Origin of the sequence: Novosphingobium sp. PY1 (assembly GCF_017312445.1) — a bacterium.
Lineage (GTDB): Bacteria > Pseudomonadota > Alphaproteobacteria > Sphingomonadales > Sphingomonadaceae > Novosphingobium.
In genome coordinates, this window is sequence record NZ_BLTI01000005.1 from 29,725 (window position 1) to 55,971 (window position 26,247).

The 26,247-nt window shown below is 62.4% G+C and carries 25 protein-coding genes and 3 pseudogenes; 8 read left to right on the plus strand and 20 right to left on the minus strand.

Annotation, left to right across the window (positions count from 1 at the left end):
* Positions 1-24: 24 nt before the first annotated feature.
* The 12 genes from J3474_RS07520 to J3474_RS07575 form a co-directional block, all read right to left on the minus strand.
* Entirely contained in the window at positions 25-1,770 is a 1,746-nt protein-coding gene (locus J3474_RS07520) for a DUF3363 domain-containing protein (protein ID WP_207093642.1), read from the minus strand.
* A 232-nt stretch (positions 1,771-2,002) separates the two neighbouring features.
* A complete protein-coding gene (locus J3474_RS07525; protein WP_305798459.1) occupies positions 2,003-2,728 on the minus strand; it encodes a lytic transglycosylase domain-containing protein in 726 nt (241 codons plus the stop codon).
* A 4-nt stretch (positions 2,729-2,732) separates the two neighbouring features.
* Positions 2,733-3,065 (minus strand): DUF736 domain-containing protein, encoded by a 333-nt coding sequence (locus J3474_RS07530; protein ID WP_207093643.1) that lies wholly within the window; start codon positions 3,063-3,065, stop codon positions 2,733-2,735.
* The gene (gene traF / locus J3474_RS07535; RefSeq protein WP_207093644.1) at positions 3,056-3,655 is read right to left on the minus strand and encodes a conjugative transfer signal peptidase TraF; all 600 of its coding nucleotides are present in this window, start codon (positions 3,653-3,655) and stop codon (positions 3,056-3,058) included. The genes J3474_RS07530 and traF overlap by 10 nt, the downstream gene beginning before the upstream one ends.
* Positions 3,652-4,173, minus strand: a complete 522-nt coding sequence (locus J3474_RS07540; protein WP_207093645.1) for a DUF2840 domain-containing protein — start codon at positions 4,171-4,173, stop codon at positions 3,652-3,654. Before J3474_RS07540 ends, traF begins: the two co-directional genes overlap by 4 nt.
* Before the next feature lie 220 nt (positions 4,174-4,393).
* Positions 4,394-5,239, minus strand: coding sequence for a replication initiator protein A (locus J3474_RS07545; protein WP_207093739.1), 846 nt, complete (start codon positions 5,237-5,239; stop codon positions 4,394-4,396).
* Between the two features lie 41 nt (positions 5,240-5,280).
* Positions 5,281-5,538 (minus strand): AlpA family transcriptional regulator, encoded by a 258-nt coding sequence (locus tag J3474_RS07550; protein WP_207093646.1) that lies wholly within the window; start codon positions 5,536-5,538, stop codon positions 5,281-5,283.
* Positions 5,539-5,629: 91 nt separating this feature from the next.
* Positions 5,630-6,247: a DUF2285 domain-containing protein gene (locus J3474_RS07555; protein ID WP_376706518.1), complete on the minus strand. Its 618-nt coding sequence runs from the start codon at positions 6,245-6,247 to the stop codon at positions 5,630-5,632.
* Positions 6,234-6,443 (minus strand): transcriptional regulator domain-containing protein, encoded by a 210-nt coding sequence (locus J3474_RS07560; protein WP_242528241.1) that lies wholly within the window; start codon positions 6,441-6,443, stop codon positions 6,234-6,236. Before J3474_RS07560 ends, J3474_RS07555 begins: the two co-directional genes overlap by 14 nt.
* A gap of 192 nt (positions 6,444-6,635) precedes the next feature.
* Entirely contained in the window at positions 6,636-6,962 is a 327-nt protein-coding gene (locus J3474_RS07565; protein ID WP_207093649.1) for a DUF736 domain-containing protein, read from the minus strand.
* A gap of 577 nt (positions 6,963-7,539) precedes the next feature.
* Positions 7,540-7,983 (minus strand): hypothetical protein, encoded by a 444-nt coding sequence (locus tag J3474_RS07570; protein ID WP_207093650.1) that lies wholly within the window; start codon positions 7,981-7,983, stop codon positions 7,540-7,542.
* A gap of 140 nt (positions 7,984-8,123) precedes the next feature.
* Positions 8,124-8,288, minus strand: a complete 165-nt coding sequence (locus J3474_RS07575) for a hypothetical protein (protein WP_013831279.1) — start codon at positions 8,286-8,288, stop codon at positions 8,124-8,126.
* A gap of 865 nt (positions 8,289-9,153) precedes the next feature.
* On the opposite strand from J3474_RS07575, the gene J3474_RS07580 reads away from it, so the two are divergent.
* A complete protein-coding gene (locus tag J3474_RS07580) occupies positions 9,154-9,891 on the plus strand; it encodes a CDP-alcohol phosphatidyltransferase family protein (RefSeq protein WP_376706519.1) in 738 nt (245 codons plus the stop codon).
* A gap of 116 nt (positions 9,892-10,007) precedes the next feature.
* Here J3474_RS07580 and J3474_RS07585 read toward each other — a convergent pair whose 3' ends face one another.
* Positions 10,008-10,397, minus strand: a complete 390-nt coding sequence (locus J3474_RS07585) for a type II toxin-antitoxin system death-on-curing family toxin (RefSeq protein ID WP_207093652.1) — start codon at positions 10,395-10,397, stop codon at positions 10,008-10,010.
* A gap of 1 nt (position 10,398) precedes the next feature.
* Positions 10,399-10,626 (minus strand): AbrB/MazE/SpoVT family DNA-binding domain-containing protein, encoded by a 228-nt coding sequence (locus J3474_RS07590; RefSeq protein ID WP_207093653.1) that lies wholly within the window; start codon positions 10,624-10,626, stop codon positions 10,399-10,401.
* A gap of 421 nt (positions 10,627-11,047) precedes the next feature.
* Between J3474_RS07590 and J3474_RS22605 the strand changes: the two are divergent.
* From J3474_RS22605 to J3474_RS07610, 3 genes and pseudogenes are all read left to right on the plus strand, one after another.
* Positions 11,048-11,905: pseudogene (locus tag J3474_RS22605) on the plus strand (Abi family protein).
* A 297-nt stretch (positions 11,906-12,202) separates the two neighbouring features.
* A complete protein-coding gene (locus J3474_RS07605; protein ID WP_207093656.1) occupies positions 12,203-12,484 on the plus strand; it encodes a type II toxin-antitoxin system RelE/ParE family toxin in 282 nt (93 codons plus the stop codon).
* 11 nt (positions 12,485-12,495) lie between these two features.
* Positions 12,496-12,783 (plus strand): HigA family addiction module antitoxin, encoded by a 288-nt coding sequence (locus J3474_RS07610; protein ID WP_039286522.1) that lies wholly within the window; start codon positions 12,496-12,498, stop codon positions 12,781-12,783.
* A 491-nt stretch (positions 12,784-13,274) separates the two neighbouring features.
* On the opposite strand, the gene J3474_RS07615 is transcribed toward J3474_RS07610, so the two are convergent.
* From J3474_RS07615 to J3474_RS07630, 4 genes and pseudogenes are all read right to left on the minus strand, one after another.
* The gene (locus tag J3474_RS07615; protein WP_207093657.1) at positions 13,275-14,198 is read right to left on the minus strand and encodes a DUF2493 domain-containing protein; all 924 of its coding nucleotides are present in this window, start codon (positions 14,196-14,198) and stop codon (positions 13,275-13,277) included.
* Between the two features lie 317 nt (positions 14,199-14,515).
* Entirely contained in the window at positions 14,516-15,568 is a 1,053-nt protein-coding gene (locus J3474_RS07620) for a toprim domain-containing protein (RefSeq protein WP_207093658.1), read from the minus strand.
* Positions 15,569-15,669: 101 nt separating this feature from the next.
* The gene (locus J3474_RS07625; protein ID WP_242528242.1) at positions 15,670-17,769 is read right to left on the minus strand and encodes a ParB/RepB/Spo0J family partition protein; all 2,100 of its coding nucleotides are present in this window, start codon (positions 17,767-17,769) and stop codon (positions 15,670-15,672) included.
* A 175-nt stretch (positions 17,770-17,944) separates the two neighbouring features.
* Positions 17,945-18,673, minus strand: a pseudogene (locus tag J3474_RS07630) (DUF932 domain-containing protein); the annotation flags it as partial.
* 92 nt (positions 18,674-18,765) lie between these two features.
* Here J3474_RS07630 and J3474_RS07635 point away from each other — a divergent pair.
* Genes J3474_RS07635 through J3474_RS07650 form a run of 4 tightly spaced genes read left to right on the plus strand, consistent with a single transcriptional unit; the run spans position 18,766 to position 24,498 of the window.
* Positions 18,766-20,265, plus strand: a complete 1,500-nt coding sequence (locus J3474_RS07635) for a site-specific integrase (RefSeq protein ID WP_207093661.1) — start codon at positions 18,766-18,768, stop codon at positions 20,263-20,265.
* A complete protein-coding gene (locus J3474_RS07640) occupies positions 20,262-22,034 on the plus strand; it encodes a hypothetical protein (protein ID WP_242528243.1) in 1,773 nt (590 codons plus the stop codon). The genes J3474_RS07635 and J3474_RS07640 overlap by 4 nt, the downstream gene beginning before the upstream one ends.
* On the plus strand, positions 22,031-24,166 hold the full coding sequence (locus tag J3474_RS07645) for a hypothetical protein (protein WP_207093662.1): 2,136 nt from the start codon (positions 22,031-22,033) through the stop codon (positions 24,164-24,166). The genes J3474_RS07640 and J3474_RS07645 overlap by 4 nt, the downstream gene beginning before the upstream one ends.
* On the plus strand, positions 24,145-24,498 hold the full coding sequence (locus J3474_RS07650) for an HTH domain-containing protein (RefSeq protein WP_242528244.1): 354 nt from the start codon (positions 24,145-24,147) through the stop codon (positions 24,496-24,498). Before J3474_RS07645 ends, J3474_RS07650 begins: the two co-directional genes overlap by 22 nt.
* Here J3474_RS07650 and J3474_RS07655 read toward each other — a convergent pair.
* Positions 24,433-25,401 carry an ArdC family protein gene (locus J3474_RS07655; protein WP_207093663.1) on the minus strand — a complete coding sequence of 323 codons (969 nt, stop codon included), beginning with the start codon at positions 25,399-25,401 and terminating at the stop codon, positions 24,433-24,435. The genes J3474_RS07650 and J3474_RS07655 overlap by 66 nt on opposite strands.
* Before the next feature lie 101 nt (positions 25,402-25,502).
* Positions 25,503-26,006, minus strand: a pseudogene (locus J3474_RS07660) (hypothetical protein); the annotation flags it as partial.
* Positions 26,007-26,247: the final 241 nt, after the last annotated feature.

Consider the following 26,247-nt stretch of genomic DNA (forward strand, 5'->3'; position numbering starts at 1 on the left):
CTGTTCTCCCAATTGCGTGGGCGATCACAGACCCAGTCCCCTGCCGCGTCCCAATGACCAGTCGACACCGCCGCCGGGTATGAGAGTGCCCGTGATCTGGGCACCCAGATGTCTTTCGAGGGCGGGGCGCCAGGGAACGAGCTGGAAGCTCATCCCCTCGTCGATCATGGCGAAACGACCCGAGGAAAGCGTCACGCGCTCGCGGTAGATGCCGCTCACATGTTCCCCGACACTTGCCGGCTTGTGCTCGAGCCCGGTCCGCGCGGCGATGACCCGGGCCGTATCGCTGAGTTCGCGTGCTCGCAGGGTATCGATGAGGTCGCTTGCGAAAAGGAGCCGCTGGCCTTGCCGCCGGGCAAGGCCCAGGGATTCAAGATGTGCCCCGCGCGCTTCCATCGCCGCGCGCACATCCAGCCCAAAGCCGTTGCCACTCACTGCCGGTTCACGCGAAAGCAGTTGCCGATCGAGCCAGGTAGCACCTGATGCCCCGACCTGCTTGTCGAGTGCGAGGTCGGAGCGCGTTGCGAGTGAGAGGCGCGTTCGTCCCTTGAGGTCGTCCCATGATCTGACCTCGACAATCGCGCCGTGGGGAGCATCGCCAGTCATGTCGATATCCTCGAAGCGCAGATGATGGGTATGTCCGTCTGCGCCGTCGATAACGGCGTAAGCGCTGCCGGTCAGTTCATCATGGAGTCCGCGTTCAACCAGCTTGCCGATAATCGGATCGCTCGGTGCCTTGTCATGGAGGGCCAGGGTCGAGAGATCGAACCGGCCACCATCGCGGGACATTGCCCTGTGCATCGTCTTGATGATGTCGGTGCGGATGGAAAGATCGCGCAAAGTCGCTTCAGCGCCCTGCTCGATTGACCAAAGTCCGCCACCTTCGTTGACCGCAAGCCCCATGTGTTCAAGCCGCGCGGCGCGGCCGACAAGCAGGCGCTGCCTTTCGCCGTCCAGTTGTCCGCCGGGGCGCAGATCGATCAGGCCGCCCGTATCGTGTGCCAAACCTTGTAACTGGCGATCGAGGCTGGTCCAGCTTTCGGCATCGACTTCGCGCTCGAGCGCGGTGCGGATTTCGCGTTCACTGCGCGGGCCCAGTTCCAGGGTCACCCGCTCTTCGGCGCGGGCGCGCAGACCGGAGCTTATGTAGCCCTTGTCGATGACGAGATCCTCGCCGGTGTCGGTCACGCCGCGCACCAGGACATGGATATGCGGATTGTCGGTATTCCAGTGATCGACTGCGACCCACTCAAGATCGGTCTCGAGATCGCGGGCCATGCCGCGCATCAACTCGCGCGTGAAAATGCGCAGGTCATCCATTTGCGCGGCGTCCTGGGGACTGACGATGAAGCGGAAGTGATGCCGGTCGTCTTCGCAGCGCTCGGCGAAAGCATCGCGGTCAGCTTCGTCACTGCCGGCATCGAACATCGAGGCGTCCCGGCCATCCCGGGTGACACCATCGCGTTCGAGATACGTGATATGGCGACTGAGCGGCGCAGCCCGGAATCGCGCGCCCTTGTGCCGGACAACGCGGGCCTTGACGACAACGCGGCGGGCATCGGAACGCAGCCGCACCCGGGCCAGCGCGCGGCGTCCTCGCGCGCGGTTCCCGGCGCCTTTGCGCGGCTTCCTTGCGAGCTGTGTAAAGCCGGCCCGTGCACTCGCACGGCGGACCTGCGCGGCAAGGCGCTTGGCCTTACCCGCCGAGCCGCTTCCCCTGTCCCGGCTCGGCCCTGGTCGCGGCCGAAAATGATGATCGTCGCTTGCCATCACACTGCGGCCATACGGCACGTGATTGAAAGACAATGGATTTCAACAAGGCCGTATGGCTGGATATGCCCTGTGCCATACGCGAAAAGCCGCAAAAACCAACCACATGAGGCCGCGTAGCTGGCCGGCCTTTTATCTCGCGATACGCCCCTGCCTTCTTCCGCAACGAGCCCGATCCCGACATGAAGCCCGCCACGCCTCGCCATGGGTCGCCAGAAAGCGCCATAAGACGTCATGGCCGATGTTCTCCGGAAAGAGGAATGAAGAGCGGGCTTGAAAGGGCAAATGCAGCGTCCGTTGTTGCGTTTTCAATGGAAACAGGCACTTCGGCTTGCGTCGCGAACAGCTTCGAAGTGCGCCAGGGAATCGGCGTTGCGGCAGGATGCAGTGCAGCCAGTGAAACGCCCTCCCCGCTGATCATGCGGGTGGTGTCGGCGACGTAGGCGACAGTCTCGCGGGGTAGCGGACGACGTCCTGCCAGGTAGGCGTCAACGCGTCCCGGACCGGCATTGTATGCGGCCAGTGCTGTGCCGAGATCACCGTACCGATTGAGCATCATGCGCAAGTAAGCGGCGCCGGCATGGATGCTGGCGCGCGCATCGAAGGGATCGGAACCAAGATCGAATCGCGCCGTCAGTTCGGCCCAGGTGCCGGGCATGATCTGCATCAGCCCCATGGCGCCCGCCGGAGAGATGGCGCGCGGATTACCCCGGCTCTCGGTGTGCATGACCGCACGGACCCAGCTTGTCGGAATGGCGAAGCGGCGCGAGGCTTCGGTAACGGCGGATGCGTTAGGCTGCATCGGGTCCACATCGGGAGCGGGTCTGCCATCGCCAGCTTCGCGGCTGTCCTGCGCCCGGACCAGTTGCGGTTCTGCGCACAACGATGCACCGGCAAGACAAGCTGCCGCCGACAGCCATGCTGCGTAGGCTCGCATGCCCGAGAACGACGTGTGCATGGGCTTAGCGGCTTTCGCGCGAGGCTGGCCGCGACCAGAGCAGGACATGATCGCCGGCGGCTTGCCCCGATCGCAGCAGGTTGGCGCGCAGGGGATGTGCAAATTGCGGATCGTCGAGCTGCAAGGCGATGTAGGCGCCTGCGCGCTCGCCGGTGCGATCCCAACCCGCGCCAATTTCGATGCCGGATTCAGAATTTCCGCAGAGCACACGCCACTGCGGTGCGTTTTCCGCGCCCGTGTCCGGCGCAGGAACCAGACAAACCGAAACATCGATCATGACCGATGTGATGCGGCCTTCAAAGCCGTCGGCGGTTTTGCGGAATCGACCTATCTGCATGGGGAGTGATCCTTTGTGGCGGTTGGAGAAGCGGTCGAATGGCCGAGCCCACGCCAGACGGGTGGCTCGTCGGGGGCGTCGCGGGTGAAGAGAGGCTGCGCGCGGCCTATGAGGCCGGCATCCGGGATCGGCCCGAAATAGCGGCTGTCGAAGCTGTCGAGCACGGCATTGATGACGAAGAGCTGATGCGCCGGAACAATATGGCAACCACGCCACACCGGCAGGGGCCGACCGCTTCGATCGCGCGGATGAGCAACGGCAACGCGCGCGCCGTCGATGCTGACATTTGCACCGTGTCGGCACACCGTCTGCCCAGGCAGCGCCGCGATGCGCTTCAACATGGGCATGCCGTTTGCCAGGTAGCGCCGCTTGGCCATCTGCTGTGCGAGATCACGAGGCGGCATGATCGCGACCAGGTCGCCGCGTGCGACCTGGTCGCCGATTTGCAGGCGATAGAGGCCGATGGGCGCGCTGGCGCTCGCGTTCCAGATGAGACGTGGACGCGGATCGAGCCACGCGACAGTCGCGAAGCTGCCCCCTAGTCCACCGGCAAGGACAAGAGTCAGAATGAAGTATCGGCGGCGTGTCATAGGCCGAGAGCCTTGCGCTTGAGCCAGGCTTCGTGCCGATCCTTCCCGTAAAGGCGAGGCTGCGCGCCGACCGCAATCCTTGCCGAGACATGACGCCAATGATCAGGCGATGCATCGCATGGATCGACGCCAGCGGCTTCCACCGCGTCGATTGCGCGCAGGACCTTCTCGACCTTTGGCCAACCGGTCACGCTAAGCAGAAGCTCGCCGCCGGGAAGCACGAAGGGCACCGTGGTAAAGGCCTCGCCGCGCGCGAGCGCCTGCACGATATCGATGCGCGAGTGAACCGTTCCATAGTCGTTGGCGGTCCAGCGCATGAGCGCAAAGACCGCGCCGGGCCGGAACGACTTCGTGCAGGTGTGGCGGCTCACGATCTGCTCACCGGCGACGCGCCCGAAGCGCAGCCATTGCTCGCAGCGCTTCTCGATCCAGGTCAATTGCACCTCGGTGAGCGCCTGTTTGGCAAACGCGCGGGCGAACGGCGTAAAGTCGATATCGCGTGTTCCAAGGCCTGTCATGCGCAACCTCCGAGGCATGCGCAGACCGCCGCGAAATCCACAGGCGTGCAGACGGTTAGAAAGAATCCGTAGGATTCTGTAATGTTAGGATAGTTAGAGGGGCCTCCATTTACCGCAGAATTCTGCGGCTTTTCGCACCCCAGCAGTTCCTGATAGGACGAGTCTCGGGTTCCCGATAGGACGAGTCCGACGGTTCCTGATAGGACGAGTCTCATGGCGCTTATCCACAGGCAGGGAGGTTGAGGCGCCGCACGGCTGCTTCGAAGGAATCGACCGGTGCGGGAACAAAGCTCAGACGCTCACGCCGGAACGCCTTGTCGATCGACAGGACGTAGCCGGGGAGCGATTGACGTTCGACGATGGCTCGCAGTTCGAACGCGAACCGCTTCATCGGCGAAAGGCTGCCGGATTTCAGGTAGAGGTGCTCGAAGTCGAAGCTCCACCCCTGGGATTGGCGACCGCCATGCTTGCGTACGACGCGATAAAGCCAGCGCTCCAGCCCTCCCGTCAGGCCAAAATAGGCCCGGTCGATCGACAGGACGAGCCCCCTCTCAAGCACACCGGCGTAGAACCAGTCCGGCAGGATCATTTGCAGACCGAGCGGCTTGCCGTTCAGATCGAGTTGCTCCTGCCATTCGTTGATCCAGGAGAATCGGTGACGCCGTCGCTGATGCTGCTGACGGATCGACGTCGCGACCGTAGTGGACTGCAGGCGATCGAACGCCGCCTTCAATCGGTCGTAATTGTCGCGACCGGTTCCGCGGCCGATATACGTCAGAATGGCATGTGGTGTTGCAGCCACGATGCGCGAAGTCGGTCGCCCGGCATTGCGCGCCTCGATCAATTGGCTCGCCGCCCAGATCAGAATGTCGGCGTCCCAGATCGTCGCCATGCCGTGTTCGGGCACGGCTTCAACGGAAATCCAGGTCTCGCCCATCCGGAAGTCTATCGGCTTTACCCGCCTGGACTTGGCCAGACTGAAGAACGGCCAGGTCATGAGATCCTGCGCATCACGCGGCGCGATGGTCGAAGGCCCCGGTCGGAACAGCTCGAGTTGCCTGCCCATGTCGGGAAGCGAACGCGGGTTGGTTGAAGCGCCCACGCGTGTCACCCTTCAGCCGGCCGGCGCCTGGCAGGGTGAACGGTACCGACGCCCGGGTCCGAGGTGGAGCGACGCGTGCCAAGGGCGACCCAGGCTTCGATATCGTCGAGAGCGTAGACCACCCGGCCGCCAAGCCGGCGGTAGACGGGACCAGTACCGTAGCAACGGTGCTTTTCGAGAGTGCGCGGCGACAGCCCGAGCAGCTTCGCAGCATCGGGTGTCCGAAGGTAACGCGGGCCGGAGTTGGCGGCAGTTTGGGTCATGAAAGTACTCCCGGGCGTGGCCGACCCGTTGCAGGGCGGTGTGGAACGGACTGGCGCACATTCGCGAAGTTCGTCTGGCTCGGGGGAGCGGCTATTTGGGGCCGGAGGTTTTTGTCGCACCGGCGAGCTTGCCCTTCAGCAAAAAGCGATAGCGCCCGTTCATGAAGGATCGCGCTTCCTCGATGAGGCGCTGGGTGCGGCGGCGTTCAGGCGATGCCTTCCATTCGGCGCCGCGACCAATTGCCAGGCGTGGGTAGACCAATTGGCGGGCAATCTCATGGGTGCTGGGCCGCGACTGCCTTTCCCCTTGCAGCATGTCGAGGATGCGAAGGAGCAGTGTCAGGCGCCGCGCCTGAAAGTGCGTTGGGCGAAATTGGCCCGGACACCGATCCGGTGAAACGCCCGACAAGCGTTGCTCCAATCGCTGTGTCGCACGGCTGCGCAGTTCTATTCCGTCATCACGCGGAACGACATAGGCTAGCGGCTTGCCGCGGTCAGTCTCGCGCAGCCACAGGCTGTGAGATCCGCCCTCATCGCCAAGAACAAGGTGCCGGCCATCCGACAACAAACGGTCATTGAGAACATGCGGCCAAAGATCGGGATCGAGTGGAGGAGCGTTCCCGGCCCCTGCAGGTGCAGCGTCCAGTATGACGGTCGAGGGGAGAAGGTCAGGACGCCAGAGGGCCGGCTCGCGATCAGCGCAAACCAGCGGTGGACAGGGAAAAGCTCAGGCCCCAAGGGTGGGCCATCTCCTCCATTACAATATGTGCGTCTGGAGCAGTCCGGGTCCGCATGACCTTGTGATACTCATGCACGTAGGCGGGATTGCGGCGAAGAAATTCCTGTGCGAAGCCAGCGAAGTCGAGATCGCGAAGACCAGTCCCCTGTCCGCCGTCTTGCGCCATGCTCGCTCCCGCGTGATCGAGCCTGCAGCTTCGCCTCCTGGCGTGCTCTGGTGTATTCCAAGATTCCGGCAGGACATTCCCATCTTTGGGCAAATTTCAGTCCGGTTGTGGGTTCGCCGTTTCCATCAAGTCTGTCTTTGCAAACAATGAATTGCCCCGCCCGGATCATCCGGGCGGGGCTGTCATCCGACCTCAGTCGCTGTTGCGGCGGCTCGGGCGAGACCAGATCAGGCTGTAGCTCTCACCGTCCTCATCGTCGAACAGGTTGGCGAAGATCGGAGCGGTGAAGCTGGGATCATCGAGCTTGAGGCCCAGGTATTCGCGACCTTCGTTCGAACGCTTGGTCCAGGCGGCACCGATTTCCGCGCGGCCGACGAAGACCCGGTGGCTGGGGGCGTTTTCGCCGTTGGCCTTGGCCTCCGGAATGATGCGCACGCCCTTGGCCTGGACGCTGAGGGTGATGATTTCGCCGGTGAACTCGTTGGTGCCGGTCGTCTTGAAGGTGCCGATGGTAGCCATGTCATAACTCCTGGATGTTTGTGCTTCGAGCCCGCACCATTGCGGCCTCGATGGCATGTGACGGGCCGGAGGCGATCGACGGCGCACCCGTCAGGGCCTGACAGCAAAGGCGCGGCTTTCTTGCCTCGCGAGGAATGGGCGCAAGCCCAGGGGATGAAAGTTGCAACGCCGCTGTTGCGCTTCAGGCGATCGAGGCGTCAGCCGGTCTTCGGCCAGATCAGCCATTGACGAGGCCGCTTGTGAGCGGTTCGGTGCTTCAGCCAATCCAGGAAGAACGTGGCCTTACGCATCCGATCATCAGACGTCGCCAACTTGGGTACCCGTACAGCCTACCTGACACCGGCCGTCGGGTTGCCCCTTCATTCCGGCCCGACATCCTTACGGTGATCTGCAGTCCTCCATTGTGGCATTCAGACCTGCGCCCAAAATTGCCCTCAGGGGTTCTACCGATACCCTTGATCGCGTGCTCCGGCCCTTCAATGCTGGAATTGTGCAGACGTCCCCGATTTTCTTGACCGGACGCCCACGCAGGCGCACCGGATCTGCCGATGATCGCACGGGCCCTGATCTGCGATAATTACGAGTCTGGATGTCCGTCCGAACCAATGACCCGGGCTGCGACCATATCCGTGAAGCGGACGAAGGCTGCGGCGCAGACCGCGGCCCCACCAATCAGCGAAATGGCGGTCTGCCAGAACGGCGGTGCCACGAAGTGCTGCACGATGCCATAGGTCGCGCAATATCCTGCAATCGCTGCAGGCATGACGAAAGCGGTCAAGACAATTAGCCGAAGCCAGGTCGAAGATAGAACGAGCAGAAGAAACTGCATGACGAACAGAGTTAAGCCTGCGGTCATGAGGCCAATCAAGATGGCACTAAGGGTGCCGGTACCAGAATCATGTGCCAGCATTCCGGCACTCACGCCCAGGGATACCGGCAAAGCATAAACGGCCAGGGTGAACATCAGCCAGCACAGGATGCTGATGACTGCAATCGATGCAAAGATGGTAAGGATGATCATGATGGTGCGCTCCGCAAGGACATTTCCAACGGTCGCGCCATCCACCACCACCTCGGCGCACTTGGGTAGCATAAGCGAAAGCATTGATTTTCGTGAGCTAAAATCGGGCCGACTGTCGCCCCGAAAGTCAGGACGCCTCGTCAGCAGTCGAAAGGATCGATTTCGGCAACGATGTCAGCGTCACCCTCAAACTCATTTGATGGAACCACGGCATGTGTGCCGTCTCCGGCGCGAAAGATGACGATCACAGTCATGAGGGAGCGTGAAAGACTGAATGCGAAGGCCTGGGCTTGATCGAGAGACATTGCTGCGGCTCCTGCTCTGAGGCGGAGGACCGTTCCTCCGCGCGACAGGCGCCCGATGCGTCCGGGCGGTGGCCGCAATCACCGCAGAGGCGCAGCCTCAAGGCCGCACGCCTCGCGTAGCGGACCCTTTACGGGTTGATGGCGTCAGGCCATCGGCAGGACCAAGGATCAGCGCAATGGAAGCGAGGGCGGTGCTCAGCCTTAGAAGGCGGTTTGCCACCGACGAGCCCGTATTTCAGATTGTCATACCAGGCCTGCAAGGTAACCCGTTAACGACGGCAAGTGGACATAGGCGCCGTTTCGAGTGTTCCGGCCATTTCCAAGGTCAGCCCGGGATTTGCGGGTCCTGCCCCTTCACAAAATGTAGTAACAAATAGCTTGCCTGCACATCAAGGTGAACTGGACGGTGTGCTCGTCGTGATTTTTGCTACACTTGGTGCTGAAGGTCTCTCGACCATCTCTGCTCGGCCCGTGAGCAAGAATGGATGGAGCCTGATGCCGTGACCGCACGGATGTATACCCAGGCCGACACGGATGCGGCCTCGGACAATCCGGAGCTGACCGCCGAGCAGATCGGCGCCGCGCGCCCGTTTGCCGAGGCATTTCCTGAATTGGCGAAGACCATCCGCAAGCGAGGGCCGGGCAAAAAGCCGCCCAAAGTCAACAGACCCTTCGCCTCGATCGCGTATATGGGTCGGCACCCACGATGCAGTTGCTGCTCTGCCGGACCAGGACTAAGGGCGGCTTAGAATTAACATTGCACGGCTGACCGTTTCAGCCACAAGATACCTGAACTGGTCTCGTCTCACCGGGGGACGCAATCGGGATAGACCAGCTTGTCTTGATCGAAACCCTACCCGGTCCGATGCCCGGACATAAGCAGGTTTCGGTGCCCAAATTCACAGGAGCGCCCGTGTCGAACCAGAAGAGTATCAATGCCAGTCCGATCGATCGCATTCAGGAGAATCTCCTCGCACGGGCCGAGCGCAGACTTCTCAATCGCCTTTGCGCATGCATGCCGAGTTGGGTGGTTCCCGATATTCTGACAGCGATTGGGATGCTCGGAGCATTGGTAATCTTCAGCGGATATATCCTGAGCAATCTTGGTGACGGCTGGTTATGGATCTCGATCGCCGGGTATTTCATCCACTGGTTCGGCGATTCCATGGACGGAAGCCTAGCCCGCTATCGGAAAATAGAGAGGCCGCGCTACGGCTATTTCCTCGACCACAGCTGCGACGGTCTTGCGACCACGCTGATCGTCGTGGGTATCGGGCTCAGTCGTTACGTCCAGTTGGAGGTCGCACTGGTGGCATTAGCGGGCTATCTCCTTCTTTCGATCCATGCCTTTCTGCTCGTCCGGGTGCTGGGCGAAATGAAGCTGTCCTATGCATATGCAGGGCCGACCGAACTGCGGGTGTTCCTGATCGTGCTCACCATGGCGATGATTGCCGCCGGATCGCGGCCGGTGCTGTTCGGAGCGCTGACCTGGTTTGACCTGGTCGTCGGCGGGATCGGTGCATTGTTGGTTGTCTTCTTCGTCATCCAGACGTTGAGAACTGCGAAGCGACTGGCAGTCGAAGAGCCGCGTCGGCGGCCTTAGGGCGAACCGTCCCCTCAAAGTTAGTCAGATCCTGCCTTGCGGCAGCAGACTATGAGTATCGGTCAGTCTGTTCGTGATGAGCGAGAATTGGCACTTGAACGGCCAGTAAGGGTCGGTCACACCCTTCTCTCCGCGAACCAAACCGCTACTTCGGCTTGTTCCAGTTTTCCTGCAGCCAATTGCAGGACCATCTCAATTGCGCCTTCGGGTGTGAATGCGATTTGGACATCGTTCAAGGCGAGGAAAAGGCGAGCGAGCACCCATGCCGTCCGCTTGTTGCCGTCGGCGAAGGGATGGTTGCGAGCGAGGCCAAAGGCATACGCCGCCGCCAGCGAACATGGATCGGTTTCACCGTATGCCCACTGATTGCGCGGTCGCGCCAAGGCGGATTCGAGCGCCGAAGCATCACGGAGGCCGATGGGGCCGCCGTGTTCGGCCAATTGACGGTCATGGATAGCCAGCGCTAATTCGGCCTCAATCCAGACCGGTTCGGGGGATACGGTCATGCTATTTGGCTAGGACGTTCAATATATCCCGATCCTCGCGCATGATCTGCTCGGCCAACGCCATTTTTGCCGCAAAATCAGGATTGGCGGCAGTGATCCGGATACCTTCCGGAGTCTCTGACACGTAAAGAGTGTCTCCCACGCCCACACGTAATTTTGCCAGAAGTTCCTTCGACAGGACGACCCCGGCGGAATTTCCGATTTTCGTGATTTTGAGGCTAGCGTTCATACGTTAGTTATAACAAGGTGCAGCCGAATTTCAAGAACGGTGTTCTTGTCAACCGGTTGGGGCACAAAGAATGGGCAAGCAGCCGGGCCGGACCTGAGAACGAACGATCGGCCTCTGAACGGCTAATTTGGGTCGGCCCCTGCCTGAGTTTGCCTGGATCGGCCGCAATCAATGAGGGGGCGCGGCAGTATCTGGGCGCTCGGACTTGACACGCATTGACCGACCGGGCGTCAGTCCCTAGATGGGGGTCAACAACACCCCCCAGGCCTCGAGCTTCGGCTTGCCCAATACCGGGGGGTTACTCTTTGGAGCCTCTCCGGGTAACCGGGGAGGCTCAATGCTTTATGACAAGCCAGCGACCACGATAGGCGATCAGATTCGGCTCATGACCGAACGGGGGATGAGCGGCGACGAGACGCTGATGCGCTGTTGGCTTGAAACCGTTGGATACTACCGCCTCAGCGCCTATTGGCTACCCTTCGAACTGCCCGCCGGTAATGGCCAGACACGGACCAAGAGCTTCCAGCCAGGCACCCGGTTCGAAACGATCGTGGACATCTATGTTTTCGATCGAAAGCTGCGACTGCTGGTTATGGAAGCAATCGAGCGGATCGAGATCGCCCTGCGGTCACGCTGGACCAATCGACTGACACGGGCGCATGGCTCGCATGCCCACCTCGATGGAGGAGCTTTCCAGTCGGGCTACGACCACATTAACTTGCTGTCGTCGCTTGCGAACCGCGCACGCGACAGCAATGAGGTGTTCGTCGAGCATTATCGGCAGAAGTATGCCTAGCCCTTCATGCCACCGCTGTGGGTGGTGACTGAACTTATGACGTTCGGGGAGCTCTCGCGCTGGTTTGCGCTGACAAAGGACGTCAAGGTAAAGTCCGCGGTGGCGAAGGACTTGGGCATACCCAGTCGCGAGGTGCTCGAGGGAACACTCCAGCTGCTGTCCTATATCCGCAACATCTGCGCACATCATGGACGCCTCTGGAACCGGCAAACAGTAAAGCGCCTGCCTAACATCAAGCGGTTCAGTGACGACTTGGTGGTTGTGGAAACCCGCACCGAACAAGGCATACAGGCGCAGCCCGCCAACTTCATCTACAATGCGTTGGTTGTCCTGGTGCACATGCTGCGACGCCAGAGCCCCGACACCTCATTCGCGCATCGCGTAGCGGACCTTGCGGCGTCTCGATTACCCGAGCAGCTGCGCTCGATGGGATTTCCAGCAGATTGGGCGAACCGGCCATGCTGGTCTTGTCAAATGAACTGAGGATTTACCCCGGGAAGGGCCGTTTCGTTCGCGTTAGCGTTAGCGGACCAAATGCTTCCGGGTATCGAAGATTGTCCGTCGAGTGTCCTACATGGGGCGAACCTCTCCGGAACGGCCGTTGAGTTTGCCTACCGCTGCGGACCGTTCACCATTGAAAGCGCCGTTCTCGCTCAGAAGCATCGACGCGGCCAACGCCGACGAGTAGTCGTTTCGTTGATTTCGGTGAACGAGGGCCCTGCCACAGAAGGGCCGGTAATCCCCTTGCATTATGTATCACTCGATGATACGTATCATCTCATGATACAGAGCGCCAAAGGAAAATTGGTTAATCAGGTGTTGGCGGGCAAACCGGGCAAGGGTTTCCCTAACGACATCTTCCGGGCTGCTGTGCGGAAGCTGGCAATGCTTGAGGCGGCGGTGAATCTGGACGACTTGCGGTCGCCTCCGGGCAACTGGCTGGAGCCCCTGTCCGATGACCGTGAGGGCCAGCATTCGATCAGGATCAACGACCAATGGCGTATCTGTTTCGTCTGGGCCGACAATGGCCCGGAAGATGTAGAGATCGTGGACTATCATTGAAGGGAGTTGTCATGACCATGTTGAAAACCCCGGTCCATCCCGGCGAAATCCTCAAGCATGAGTTCCTTGAGGAGATGGGCATTTCCGCAGGCAAGCTGGCGAAGCATATCCATGTCCCCCGCACCCGCATCGAGCGGCTATGCGAGGAGAGGACTTCGGTCACGCCGGACACGGCCAAGCGTCTGTCCAAGGCGCTTGGCACGACGCCGGAGTTCTGGCTCAACCTCCAGACGCATTATGATCTACTGGTGGACCAGGCCGCTGACATTGAGGAGATTAAGCCGCTGCTGGCGGCTTAATCTCCTCGCGCGGTCGCAGTGCTATCACCGCCGCACATAGCCTCTTTTGCGATTTGCCCACCTGAACGCGGCCAAGTCGTTTCCGGCCACAAATTTGATCAAGCGGGATCAAAAAGCGGTTGGTCGGCACCCAGGTAACGAAAATTGGTCGCTGAACGGCCGGCAAGGGTCGCGAGCTGAAACACTTGCGGCGCTGCAAGGCATGCACTTCAAGAATTGTGAAGAACCGGCACAAGATCGCGGGACGCGCTGATAATTCGCTGCACGGTGACGACCGCCCTGTCCTCGGTATATCCGATCAACACGCGGCGTTCGAATGTGAGTGTTCGCACACCTGGCGATCAAGTCGTCAGGAGGGGATCCGCGGCGAGGAAAATCAGCCAACGCGGCAATGCGTTCTTCAATTCTGGCAAGATAGGCGTCTGTAGTAGGCAGATCAGCTTCCGCACTCGCCCATTGATGAAGTGTGATCAGATCTTCAGCTTGAAACATCACCCTCTCCCGCACCGCCAAACCGGGATGCCGAGCTTCTTCGCCTTGTCTGCAAGGTTGTCCTGAATGCCTGTGCCCGGAAAGGCAAGAACGCCAACGGGTACGACTTCGAGCATCTGATCATTGCGCCTGAAGGGCGCTGCGCGTCCATGCTTGGCCCAGTCCGGTGCAAACCCGATCTGCGGAACGCCGCGGTCATCGGCCCAGCGCGATGCAATCTTTTCTGCGCCTTTCGGGGACTTGCCATGCATCAGAACCATGTCGGGATGCTTGGCGTGAACCTGGTCGAGCTTGGCCCAGATCAGCTTGTGGTCGTTGAACTCCAGGCCACCGGTAAAGGCAATCTTTGGACCTTCGGGCAACAGGACGTGGTTCTGCGCGCGCTTGCGGGCCGCGATAAAGTCGCGGCTGTCGATCATCGCCGAGGTGAGATTGCGGTGATTGACACGGGAACCACTGCGAGGAAGCCATACTTTGCCGGCGCGGCGCTCGTAATGCTCGGCCGCCTGATCGCGCATGAGTTCGAAGGCATCCTGCCGTTCCACCAGCGTCCGGCCCTGTGCGATCAGCCGCTCCAGTTCGACGGATCGCACCTCGCTACCGTCCTGTTCGCGCTGCGAACGGCGCTGCGCCTGTTCGTTATCGTCGAGTTCGCGGTTGGCGCGCTCGGCGGCGCGATGGAAGACGTTCGCAGTGGACCAGAGTAGGTCGCCGAGGTCGGGTTCCATGCGCGTGTCGTCGAGGGTAGCGATCAAGGCATCGAAGATGTCGGCGATCGCACCGGCCAGCATGTTGCCGTCGGGAAGCGGTCTGGGGTCCGGTTCGTCCTCGAAGGGGCGATAGCCGTACAATTGCAGTTCGGTCAGAACGTGATTGGTCGGGCTGGATGTATTGGTATGCTCAAGCTCGTTCGATTGCCTCATGGGATGCTCCATCGCCTCATGCCGCGACTCTCGCGGCCTTCGTGGCGACAAAAGCCGTCGGGCCGAGCGGGCTGGCACCCGGCGCGGCAGCGACGGGCCGAAGCGACAAGCGAAGGACCGAAGGCGGCGACTATTTTGGTTCGCGATGGCAAAGCGCTCCGATACGGAGCGCGCCGGAAAATAGTCGCCGCAAAGGTTGCCCGGCCGGGCGGCCTGACGGCTGATCGTCCTCTCGAAGGCCAGGGCGCGGCCTTGCTGAGAAGGAGACTGTCCTACAAGACGATGGCCGATAAAGCCTACCACGATCGTCCTTGTCCCTACGCACAGGGTGCCAGGAAGAGCGCCGCATCTTGAGCAACCATGGGAACACGCAGACGCTTGCGGATCGCGTCGATGCCGAGATGCCGCAAGTCGTCGTTGAAGTCGTCCAATGCGGGCGGCAGCGCGATAACCTCAATGCCGGCCTGTTCCCCCCTGTCCATGAGCGCCGCGAGCACGGCCTCGCCTGCCGGATCGACGTCTTGTGCGACATAAAGCCTGCGCAAGGATGCTGGAAATGCAATCGCGGCAAGGTGGGCGGCGGAGAGTGCGGCCAGCATGGGCATGGTTGGCAGAGCGCAGCGCAGCGACAGGACGGTCTCGATGCCCTCGCCAGCAGCCATGACCGGCCCCGCTTTACCAAAGCGCACAGCGTTTCCAAGCAGATCGCCGAGCGCCCGGCGCGAGGTTGCAACAGGTGCCTTGCCGAGTGTTTCCTCGTTGAAACCGTCAGGATCAAGCCAGGTGCGATGAACGCCGGTAATCTTGCCGTTCTGCTCGGTGACCGCCGCAAGCATGGCAGGCCAGTGCTCCGTCGGGCAAGCGTCATCAGTCCGGTAGTAACAGTGGGGATGGAAACGCAGGGCCTCGGCCTGGATTGGCGAAGCGATGCCACGGCCCTGCAAGTAGGATTGAGCAAGCGTGCCCTCGATCGGCACGCCCATGGCAAACAGGCGGCGGGCCGCATTTCGTTTTCCGAATGATGCATTGGATCCGGCTTGCCGGCGGGGCGAGGCTTGGGGTTCTGCAAGTGGCAATCGAAGAAAACGGCGCGCCTCATCCGTCACGTCCCTGAAATCGGCCAATCCGCATGTCTCGCGGATGACGTCGAGCAGATCGCCGTGCTCGCCCGTTGCCGCATCGGTCCATTTCCCGGCGACACCCTTGGCCGTGTCGCTGAGGCGCACGTACATCGAGCGCCCAGCGGTATTGCGCACATCGCCCACCTGCCAATAATTGCCCTGCCGTGTGCCGTGGGAAAGGTAATGCCGGCACACCAGTTCGGCCCGGTCGGCAAGGGCGCGCGCCAGGTCGTGTGCTGTCTCGATCATGATGGACCTCCATGCAAAAGGCCCGCCGTCGGCACTCAGGCGAAGCAGCGCTTCGCGGGCGATGCCGGTTCGGCGGGCCAGCTGCCAATTGCTGTGCGCGCCTATTCGGCTGCGGTCACCTCGGCGTCGGCATCATTGTCGGCGACCAGGGCAGATTCGCCGATATCCGTTTCGCCGCCGGGCACTTCCGATTCTTCGCCTGCGGCCTCGCCGTCGGTGGAATCGGCCGGCAAGAGCGTCATTGGCGCGCCGCCCGGAGTGCGAAGTGGCTCGGGTAGCCAGCCCGTATCGGCCAGCAGTTCTTCGGCCTGCGAGGCCATATCGCCTTTCTTGAGGTGCGCAATGCGATCGGCGGCATCGCGCCCCCTGCCTTCGGCGACTGCCTGCAGGATTCGCGCCTTTGTGACCCGGCCAAGGAACTGGTCGACGGTGGGCCGCCATCCGGCACGCACCATGTCGAGAGCCACGGTCGCGGCCAGTTGGTCGGCATGTGCGAGTGCGCGCGGTCGGCGGTTCCAGGCTTCGTGCACGGCATTGACCGACATGCTGACGACATGCGCGAAGAGCGCCCGGCGCCGGGCCTCGTCCCAATCGCCGAGTGCCTCCCACAGTTCCGCGGATTCCTTGGGGAGCAATGCGGCCCAATCGTCATGGCGGGTGCGGATTGCCTGCGCGCAGGCACTGTCATTGAGCCCCGGCGCCTGCGCCCCGAAACTCACGCTCTTGAGATCGAGGTCCAGGCAACTGTCCGTGCGGTAATGGTAGAAGACCTGGAGTGTCAGAGCGTGGAGCGCGGCGAGGAAGGCCATGTCGGGCTCATCGCCAAGAGCCTGACGCAGGGCCAGGGTACGATGCGCCGACAATTCAGTCATGAGCCGATCGGAGATCGGGGAAAGGTCTTCGTCCTCCTCCGCCTCGGACTGCGGCGATCCGGCTGGGCCAGTCAGACACTGCTCACCAGCATCGCCCATAACAGCGGCAATCGCATCGCTGGGTTCCGGTTCACCGAGGCATTCGAACGACTGTTCGTCCTCGTCGCGCACGTAGCCCCGCTCGATGCGCAGCACGCCGCCCGGCGCAATGCTGACGAAGGCCCCTGCCCGCGCCATGTCGTCGGGTTCGAAACGCATGGGCCGGGCTTCGAACGCTTCTAGGGCCGTCTCGAGTTCGCCGAAGCGTGCGTCGATATCATCGGGCAACTCGCCGGCGCTCGCATATTCCTCGGTCAGTCGGTCGTATTCGGCCTGCAATGCCTCGCGGGAAGTTTCCTCTTCTGCGGTCAGAGGCGAAGGTTCACCAAACAATTGGCGCAGACCATAGGTATGACCGTAGGGAAAGTCGGGTGCCGTCTCGACCCACTTCCAGCCTTCCGCAGCAACGGCATCCGCTTCCTCGTTCAGCCGCTCGGTCACAAGCATGTCGACGAGCGCGACGTCCTGCAGCCACCCGCCATCGTCACCCTGAAAAAGGTCGCGCATGATCGTGCCGCCGGCTTCAAGATAGGGATCGAGGCCGATGAACTGGACGCGCTTATCCGTTGCACGAACCGATTCCTCGGTCAGCAGGCGCCGGATGGTATGGGGGTCTTTGTCGTAGGTCCGATTTAGCCGTTCATAGGCCTGTTCCTGGCGCTCGTGGTCGCTCGTCACCGTAAAGGCCATGAGTTGATCAAGGCCCAGACCATCCTCGGCATAGACCTCGAGCAAGCGCGGCGACACCGAAGCCAGCTTCAACCGCTGCCGGACGACATTGACCGAAACGAAGAATGCCGCGGCGATTTCCTCTTCGGACTGGCCTTTCTCGCGAAGGGCCAGAAATGCCCGGAATTGGTCGAGAGGATGCAAGGGTGCGCGCTGCACGTTTTCAGCAAGCGAGTCTTCCTCGGCAAGTCCCTCTGCGCGCACGATACACGGAACCGGCGCAGTGCGGGCAAGGCGCTTCTGCTTTACCAGCAGTTCCAGCGCGCGGTAACGGCGCCCGCCGGCCGGAATCTCGAACATGCCGGTCTCGGCACCGGCCTCGTCGGTGACAGGGCGCACGCTCAGGCCCTGAAGCAGGCCGCGACGCACGATATCCTCGGCGAGTTCCTCGATAGAGACGCCGGCCTTGATGCGCCGGACGTTCGACTGGCTCAGCATCAGCTTGTTGAAGGGAATGTCGCTCGACGTCGACAGGGTGATCTTCTTTGCAGCAGTAGCCATGGAAATGTACTCCGCGACGAGCAGCCGGGAGCCTCTCTCTCGGCTTTCCAACCCGTCACGAACGAGGGCACCGCCCTCTGACTCTGAGAGGACGGCGCCAGGCAGCGACGGCTGGGAGCGAGGAACGGGCGCGGCCGGAGGCATCAGGATCGACGCCTCCGGTTGCCCTCCGAAGTCAGGACGCGCGATCGAAGAGCTTCTTGGCCCTGCCCTCGAGGTCGAGCCTTGCATCCTGGTTGGTCTTGCGACGCGCGAGGGCGGTGATGCCCTGGACGAAGTCGAATACGCTCGTGGGCGGATGCCCTTCCTCGGCAAGAACCGTGTCCACGATCCTGGTGGTGTCGCCGCGCGAGAAGCCCCGCTTACGCAGGAAATCGACGCGGTCCTCGTCGCTGCGCGCTACGATCCTTTCGCGAGCCGCCTTGATGCCGTTGATGAATGGCATAGGCGATGAATCGGCAAAGCGCGTCAGGGCCGGCGCCGCCTCATGGGCGAAACGGAACGCGGCATACTTGGAATGGCGGATCGAGACTTCCTGAAAGTCCTCGACGCCCCACAAATTGCGGTTCTGGCACACAGCCCGCAGATAGAAGCTCGCGATGCCGAGTGTCTTGGCGCCCACTTCGGAATTCCAGCAGTAGAAGCCGCGAAAGAACAGGTCCGGGGATCCGTCGGGCAGCTTGCCCGCCTCGATCGGGTTCAAATCGTCGACAAGAAACAGGAAGATGTCGCGGTCCGAGGCGTAAAGCGTGGTCGTATCGCGGGTCACATCGACATGGGGATTATAGATGCCGGTCGACCAGTCGAGCACGCCGGGCACCTTCCAGCGCGTATCGCCAGTGCCGTTGCCGGCGATGCGCTGCACGGCGGATACCAGTTCGTGGTCGAAAATGCGCCCGTTATCCCGACTCTTCGGGACCGTCTCACAGACGCAATGATGATGGGACAGGTTCATGATCGATCGCCTTCCTATTGGAGGTGCGATGTTTTGCCGGGGTGGGCTCGAGCCCACCCCGGCAAAACATCGGCGCCCGGAGACTTCCCATCCCCAAGCTCTTCTTCACCGATCTCTCCTCCCTCCCCTCCACCGTCGTGATCGATGGGCAGGTTCACGGGCTGACGCCTGACGAAATCTCGGCGGCCAGCAGTTGCGGACTTGTGGAGGGGATGCCGTTCATCCTGCACGACGATGGAAGCTATGATCATCAGCTCAATCGGTTCTTCCGTTCCTGTCCCACGCTGGGCGTGCGTTCGCTGAACAGCCTTCGGGCCTATGCGCGCGATATCGTGGTCTGGATGCGGTTCCTGGGCGAACGCCGAAATGGGAAATCCCTCTGGGAGGCAGATCGCGATGACGTCGCCGCCTTCCACCATGCTCGACGGCTATCGGAGCCGCCCTATCGCATCTCGGCCGCGTCGTGGAACCGCGCGGTAGCGGCCCTCGACAAGCTCTATCGCTGGGCACGCGATCAGAATCTGATCGCCAAGCTGCCGTTCACCTATCGCCAGAGTTGGATCCGGTCGGCGCCGGACAGACCGCTTCAGGCCGTAGCCGCCAACTGCGCGCGCGAGCCGGGGGCGCGCAAGGGTGACATGCGCTTCGTCGATCTGGAGCGCTATATGCTGTTCCGGGATGTCGGCCTTCGAGGCCGGCTGCCGGATGGACGTGAGGATCCGCACTGGCGCGGGCGCCATGGTGAGCGCAACGCTCTGTTCGCCGAGCTTCTGATCACGACGGGGCTGAGGTTGCAGGAAGCATCGAGCCTGCTGCTCGGCGACCTTCCGGGCCATAAACTTCTCGACCCGTCGATCCGATCGGTGCCGTATCGGCTTGCCTCGGCCACAGCGAAAGGCGGACGTGGCCGGGATATCCGCCTGCCCGTGCGACTGCTCGCCCAACTGCACGACTATGCGCGCATCGAAAGGGAAAATGCCGTCGGCAAGCGAGCAGGCCGCATCCTACCTTCGAACACACGGCCGATCCTCGCTATGCCGACTGGTCGCAGATCCCTTCGCGTTATCGACGGTGACCGTGATGCCGTCGTCAGTGTCGATCGCCTGTCTCCCGCCGAACGCGCCAGGCTCGTCGATGCAGATACCTTCGCACCCCTGAGCCTGTGGCTCACCGAAACCGGACGATCGATGACGATGCCGGCGTGGGAGGCTGTCTTCATGCGCGCGAGCGCCCGCTGTCAGGCGCTGGGACTGGAGATCGACGTGACCCCGCACATGCTGAGGCACGCCTTTGCTGTCCATATGCTTGCCCTGCTTCTGCGCGAGCAGGTCAGCTGGGTCGCCGGCGGGGGTGCCGGGCAAGCCGGCTCGGTCTATCGGCGCCTGATCGGCGATCCCCTGCTCAAGCTGCAGCGGCTGATGGGACATAGCCGGATCGAAAGCACCTATATCTATCTGGATCATCTCGACGAATGTCAGGCGATCGTCGATGCGGCGGTCGATCAGTGGGGGCTCGATCTCACACCGGATGAGGCGGCGTGAAGCGCGGGCACCATGCTCGCTTCCCGGAAGCTGTGCCAGCGCCGCCCGTGGGCGCAACGGTGCTGGATCCCCGGCGGTTCGCCGTTCGCTGCGATGACGGCAGCCAGGTGCTGGTGGACCTGCGAGACTGGAAACGCCCCAAGCTGGCGGCCGAAATGGCGGTGTTCCTCGAGGAATATATACGCCGGATGGGTCCAAGCCCCATTGCCCGGTCGGTTCGGCGGAAGGTCAAGCAACTGGGGCTGTTCTGGATGTTCCTCGATAGCGATGACCTGTCGGTGAGCCGGCTCGGCGACATCGATACGAAGCTGATCAACGATTACGAACTCTGGCTGGAGCGTAATGGCGGCGGGCGCTTCCGCCAGCGTCACCTTCTCGCAACGCTGATCGGTCTCCTGCGCCTCGCGCCGGAAATGCGCGGCGGCACGCTCTCGCAGGAGACGGTCGCACGCCTGACCTTCATCGGTCACGGCGAAGGCGGGGTCAGCCAGCCTAGAGATGCCTATAGCAGCGGCATCGCAAGCCGGCTCAGAGACGCCGCACGCGTACAGACCGAAGACGCGCGACGCCGGATAGCACTGGGCGATGCGCGACCCGCGCTGCCGGAGCGCATGGAGATCGGCAGTCGAGTCCACCAGCATTATACCGCCGTGATCGACGCGATCGTTCGCTTGGGTCAGGTCGGCACGCGTCGCAGGGACGTCGGACGCTTCGTCCAGCTCGCCCGGTATCGCGGGATCGACAACACGATGGAGGGTCTGCATGCAGGCTTCTATCTGACCCGGCTCGACTTCATCGCGTTCCTCGTGCTGCTGTCTCTTGAGACGGGCATGGAGATGGAATGCCTGCTGCGCCTCAAGGCGGACTGCCTGCGCAATCCCACCAAGGGCTATGTCGAGATCGAATACTACAAGCGTCGCGCGCGTGGATCGGAATGGAAACGCCTGCGTGTGCGAGATGGCGGAAGTGGGACGCCCGGCGGCCTGATCAGGCTAGCGGTCGCATTGACCGAACGGGCGCGAGGGCATCTCGGAACCGATCGGTTATGGGCGATCTGGACCATCACCGGGCTTCGCCTGCCCAGCGACGATGGTCCCCAAGGCGTCGAGGTCTTTGTCCGTCATCACCAGTTGCTCGATGATGACGGCGCGCCGCTGCACCTGTCGCTGGGGCGCCTTCGCAAGACCAACAAGGCCGAGTGGTATCGCAAGACCGGCGGGCAGCTCGAGCACTTCGCCGTTGGGCACTCGATACCGGTAGCGGCGCGGCACTATGCCGAAATCCCGGCCCTCCGCCCCATCCACGAACGGACCATCGCGGAGGCCATCGGTGATGCGCTGGAAATGGCGCTGAGGCCGACCATCCTGTTGCCCGACGTCGACGCACAGGAGCAGGGTGTCGCCTCAACGCATCGAAGATCGGCCTCCAGCAAGGATCTCTGGCTTGCCCGTTGCGGCAGCTTCTTCAAAAGCCCGTTCGGATCGGCCGGCGAGGCGTGCCCGACGCCCTTCTGGGGCTGCCTTGAATGCGAGAACGCGGTGATCACGGTTCGCAAGCTGCCTGCGCTCGTCGCCTTCCAATCCTTCATGCTCGCGCAGCGGGAAACACTGGACACCGACGAGTGGGCAAGCAAGTTCGGGCGAGCCTGGTGGCGCGTCACCACGCAGATCCTGCCAGCCTTCCCGCCGGCGCTGGTCGAGGCAGCCCGCACCGAGGCTGAAACGGCGGGTCCGGAACTGCTCTATCTGCCCGTGGAGGCACGAATATGAGCGGAAGCAAGCCTGTCCCCGCACCGGGCATCTCCGCGATACGCGCCCATGATGATGTCGTGCTGGCTTCGATGGCGCTCAAGGACGGCACCGACCGTGCCAGACTGTCGCGGTTCCACGACGATATCTGGGATCTTGATCCCGCAATCTTCCACGTCACCGCGCGCAACGCCTTCCGCACCATCGACTTCAGCGGGATCGCCTGCCCTCTCGAGCGTCTGACGGCCAAGGAATATATCTATGCTTGGTTGAACGAGTTGCTCCCCGATCGCGCAGGGCGACTGCGCCCGCTCTCCACCCGCACCGCGCTGGCGACGCTGCGCCGCTTTATGACGTTCGTTCGCGAGCGAAGCGGTCGGTTCGATGCCGCCTATATCAACCAGGAGACGCTCGATGCATATCTCCACGGACTCCAGGCACGAAACCTGCAACCGAGCAGGGTTGCGGAATGTCTGCGCCCCATCGTTCAACTTCGCCGTCTGGCGCCCTTCCTGACCCATGGCGGGCTGCGCTTTGTGCCTTGGCATGGGCGGGCGATCTATACTGTCGCGGGCTGCAATGGTCGGCCGTCGGAGAACCTGACGCCGCGCATACCCGAGCCGGTGATCGGGGCACTCATACGATGGTCGATCAAGTATATCGACGTCTTTGCAGCCGATATCTTCGCGGCCCGCGCGGAACTCGATGCGCTGGAGGCAGCCTATGCGGCGCGACCACGACCTCTGCGCGGCGGCAGCGTAGTGGAAAAAATGACGAGCTGGATCGAGGGCCGCAGAAAGGCAGGCCGGGGCATACCGATATGGAATGCACCGCGGCGCCTGGGAGGCATCTGTCATGCAATCCTCCGGTCTGGGCGCCATGGCGGCGAGGTGATCAACATGCGCCTGATCGCACTCCAAGCCGGGCTTCATCCGACCAATATGGTTCAAAATGAAGAGGCCTATGATCTTCTCACCGCAGCCGTGGGAGAGCTCGGCATCGAACGCGGCGGCATGGATACGCCGATCGCTCAGGATCCTGACAGCGGACGTGCATGGCGCGAGCAGTTCGACGCGTTCGACCTGGTGCGGGAGGAGCGTCATCTGCAGACCGCAGCTTACATCCTGTGCTCCTATCTGACCGGAATGCGGGACGGTGAGATCCAGGCAATGCGTCCAGGCTGCATCAAGCGGCGAAAGAGCGTCGACGGAATGATAGAACGCCTGGCGATAGAAAGCATGATCTACAAGGGACGCGGTGCCCGCGGTGAGGTTGAAGAATGGGTGACGATCGCACCGGTCGAACGAGCTGTTGAGGTTGCCGAGCGCCTTGCCGCGCGTCACCGGGCACCGCACCAGCATGACGGCCTGTGGGTCGTGCTTGACCGGGGCTCAGCCATCGAGCGCACGCTCCCTCATATCGTCAAACAGATCAATCGCTACCGCGAGCACCTCGACCGGCGATATGGCTCCCGCGAAGAACCTGTTGTTCCCCTCGTCGACGGCCGAAACTGGGTCTTTAACACGCGCCAGTTCCGGCGCACGCTGGCCTGGTATATAGCCAACAGGCCGTTCGGCGTGGTCGCTGGGAAGATCCAGTACAAGCACGCCTCGGTCGCCATGTTCGACGGCTATGCCGGGGTCTCGGCATCGGGGTTCCGGCAGGAGGTTGAGCAGGAACGCGCGCTCGGCCAGCTTGATGACATCGTCGCCCAATATGAGGGCCATCGAAGAGGCGAGAAGCTGGGTGGCCCGGTGGCTGTCCGCATCACCGCGGAAATGAGGCGGGTGGCAACCGCCGCCGACCTACCCGGTATAGTGGCCGACGAGAAGCGGGTAAAAGCGATGCTCGCCCATCTCGCACGAACGCTGCATGTGGGCGTGCTCAACGACTGCTTCTTCGATCGCGCGACCGCGCTGTGCTTGCGGAACGCCGACCAAGGTGCGGCGCCGCGGCTCTCGAACTGCGCGCCGGATCGCTGCCCGAACTCCTGCATCACGAGCCGCCATGTTCCGGCATGGCAATCCGCCATCGACGATGCCGATGCACTGCTGAGGAGCAAGCGCCTGTCGGCCGCCCAGCGCACGGCCATCCGAGAGGATCGGGACCGTATGAAGAAGGTGATCGCCCCGTGGGCAAGCCCGTCGCCATGAAACCGGTCAGCGCCGAAACCGAACGCCGGTTACGGGAGGCCCTGGCGCAGCTCGTGGCAGCCGATGAACGGCTGTCGGTCGCCAATCTGGCGCGGCAGGCGGGTGTGAGCCGCGCTACCGCGAACAGGGCGGTTGCGATCCGGTCCGAACTGCGGGAGGCCGAAGCCGGGCGCCAAGGGGCCGCTCCGGTGCCGGTCGACAACGGCGAGCAATCGCGAGCCGCGAGCGAGAATATCCTCGCTCAGCACACCCAGGTGCGGGCTTTGCTACGCGGCGAGGAGTGCAGCCGAAATGCCGACATCGGCAACGTCATCCCCATCCTGCGACGATGATACAACCTCTTGCGTCGGAGGCGTCGGCTGCTGGGCGTGCATCCAGTCCGCGGCCTGCTGCGCCTTGCTGGCTGCCGTGAAGATCGCGCTTGGATCGTTCTTCAGCACCTCGAGCCACGATGCGATATACGCCGCGTGATCGGGGCGTGGATGGTGGGCGATGCCGAGATCCGCGAGCACGAGACCGCTCAGAATCTCCACGCAGCACTCCTCCGCCGCATAGGCCGCGGAACCGAACCGGCCTGACAGATCGCGATCGAGACGGTGCTTGGCGCCCGAGGCGTGACCGTTCTCATGGAGCCAGACACCGTAAAACGAGGCGGCATCGCGGAAACACTCGAACGGGGGCATGCACACAGTGTCCGTCGAGGGACGATAATAGGCCTCCAAACCACCAAAGACGGTCGTGATGTCCAGGTTACGAATGAAGGCTTCAGCCTCGGCATGCCGTGCCGCGTCCGGGAGCATCGTGACGGGCGGCGCCTCATAGCCATCAACCTGAGCCACGTTGAACACGGAAAATGCGCGCGCGAACATCTTGCGATAGCCGTTCTCGTCCTCGTCACTGTCGCCGTCGGCAGCAGAGGACACCTGCTTCCAGAACACCACGGTCGTGGCGTGCTCGCCCTTGCGGACCTGCGCCCCCGCTTCGAGCCATTGGCGGTAGGTGCCCCACAGCCCATCGCTGTAGCCGCCCGCCATCGCCGCTACCCAGAGCGCCACGGTGTTTATGCCGCGATAGCGCTTGGCCGAACTGACGTTGGCCGGGCGCGCGACGCTGGTGCCATGGTGATGCCATGGAGCCCGCCAGTCGCCGGCGCCGTTCTCGATGGCCGCGATTATCTCTGCGGTGACGCGCGTGTAGACGTCAACGCGGTCGCCAATCTGCTTGCGATATGCCATGTTGATCTCCTGGAAAATGGCTGCGAGCGCACGCCGGCATCGCCCGCATCAGGGGCGTGCAAGGGGCTCAGCGATGGGATGGAAGGTCAGTGAACCGTCGGTGAGACAGGTTGACTGTTCAGATAACGACCGTAATCGGGCCCGGTCATGGCCCGCAGTTCGACACGACCATCCTCGGCCTCGAGCGTTTTCACCTGCTCGGCGCGATGTGCGGTCAGGCCATACTGGAGGTTGATACCGGCCAGCGGCGCGGGCAGCTGGCGCAGATAGGCGGCCGGTGCGCCAACCAGACTGGCGAGCTGACCGAACCTCCAGTGCGTGGGCGCAACCGGCCGGTCTGAGCCCGGCAGCATCAGCGATAGGCGCTCTGCATCATCGCGGCTCGCCTCCACCCGGATCTCGGCGCTCTCCAGCGTCCGGGTCCGACTGCGTTCGGCACGGCCGTGGACGGCCTCAAACAGCTGGGACAAGGAAAGGTAGCGTTCGTCATCGGGCCGGGAGAACCACTCCGAGGAGACACGACCGATCCGCTCGCCCCGGGCAAGGTCAACCTTGTAACCACTTGCCTGTTTGCGAGCGCCGTCCAGAACTTCCACCTGTGTCATGGGAAATCTCCATGACGGGCGCCGGGAGCCTCTCTCCCAGCTCAAAACCCGTCACGGCCAATCCCGTCCCTCCTCTAACTCTCTCAATCCGAACGGACGCGAGGCTCCTCGCCAGAGGAGCGCGACATCCCAAACTGATCGAATGAGGACAACCGTTGGCGCCGTGACGACAAGCTATCGATATCGGGCATCCGCATCTTCGATAGACGAACCCTGTGTAACAAGGGCTTTGCGGTACAGG

Bases quoted from the DNA above. Each gene is read 5' to 3' on its own strand.
- J3474_RS07520 (WP_207093642.1), bottom strand. From the start codon at position 1,770: ATGGCAAGCGACGATCATCATTTTCGGCCGCGACCAGGGCCGAGCCGG.
- J3474_RS07525 (WP_305798459.1), bottom strand. From the start codon at position 2,728: ATGCACACGTCGTTCTCGGGCATGCGAGCCTACGCAGCATGGCTGTCG.
- J3474_RS07530 (WP_207093643.1), bottom strand. From the start codon at position 3,065: ATGCAGATAGGTCGATTCCGCAAAACCGCCGACGGCTTTGAAGGCCGC.
- traF (WP_207093644.1), bottom strand. From the start codon at position 3,655: ATGACACGCCGCCGATACTTCATTCTGACTCTTGTCCTTGCCGGTGGA.
- J3474_RS07540 (WP_207093645.1), bottom strand. From the start codon at position 4,173: ATGACAGGCCTTGGAACACGCGATATCGACTTTACGCCGTTCGCCCGC.
- J3474_RS07545 (WP_207093739.1), bottom strand. From the start codon at position 5,239: ATGGGCAGGCAACTCGAGCTGTTCCGACCGGGGCCTTCGACCATCGCG.
- J3474_RS07550 (WP_207093646.1), bottom strand. From the start codon at position 5,538: ATGACCCAAACTGCCGCCAACTCCGGCCCGCGTTACCTTCGGACACCC.
- J3474_RS07560 (WP_242528241.1), bottom strand. From the start codon at position 6,443: ATGGCGCAAGACGGCGGACAGGGGACTGGTCTTCGCGATCTCGACTTC.
- J3474_RS07565 (WP_207093649.1), bottom strand. From the start codon at position 6,962: ATGGCTACCATCGGCACCTTCAAGACGACCGGCACCAACGAGTTCACC.
- J3474_RS07570 (WP_207093650.1), bottom strand. From the start codon at position 7,983: ATGATCATCCTTACCATCTTTGCATCGATTGCAGTCATCAGCATCCTG.
- J3474_RS07575 (WP_013831279.1), bottom strand. From the start codon at position 8,288: ATGTCTCTCGATCAAGCCCAGGCCTTCGCATTCAGTCTTTCACGCTCC.
- J3474_RS07580 (WP_376706519.1), top strand. From the start codon at position 9,154: ATGCCCGGACATAAGCAGGTTTCGGTGCCCAAATTCACAGGAGCGCCC.
- J3474_RS07585 (WP_207093652.1), bottom strand. From the start codon at position 10,397: ATGACCGTATCCCCCGAACCGGTCTGGATTGAGGCCGAATTAGCGCTG.
- J3474_RS07590 (WP_207093653.1), bottom strand. From the start codon at position 10,626: ATGAACGCTAGCCTCAAAATCACGAAAATCGGAAATTCCGCCGGGGTC.
- J3474_RS07605 (WP_207093656.1), top strand. From the start codon at position 12,203: ATGATACAGAGCGCCAAAGGAAAATTGGTTAATCAGGTGTTGGCGGGC.
- J3474_RS07610 (WP_039286522.1), top strand. From the start codon at position 12,496: ATGACCATGTTGAAAACCCCGGTCCATCCCGGCGAAATCCTCAAGCAT.
- J3474_RS07615 (WP_207093657.1), bottom strand. From the start codon at position 14,198: ATGAGGCAATCGAACGAGCTTGAGCATACCAATACATCCAGCCCGACC.
- J3474_RS07620 (WP_207093658.1), bottom strand. From the start codon at position 15,568: ATGATCGAGACAGCACACGACCTGGCGCGCGCCCTTGCCGACCGGGCC.
- J3474_RS07625 (WP_242528242.1), bottom strand. From the start codon at position 17,769: ATGGCTACTGCTGCAAAGAAGATCACCCTGTCGACGTCGAGCGACATT.
- J3474_RS07645 (WP_207093662.1), top strand. From the start codon at position 22,031: ATGAGCGGAAGCAAGCCTGTCCCCGCACCGGGCATCTCCGCGATACGC.
- J3474_RS07655 (WP_207093663.1), bottom strand. From the start codon at position 25,401: ATGGCATATCGCAAGCAGATTGGCGACCGCGTTGACGTCTACACGCGC.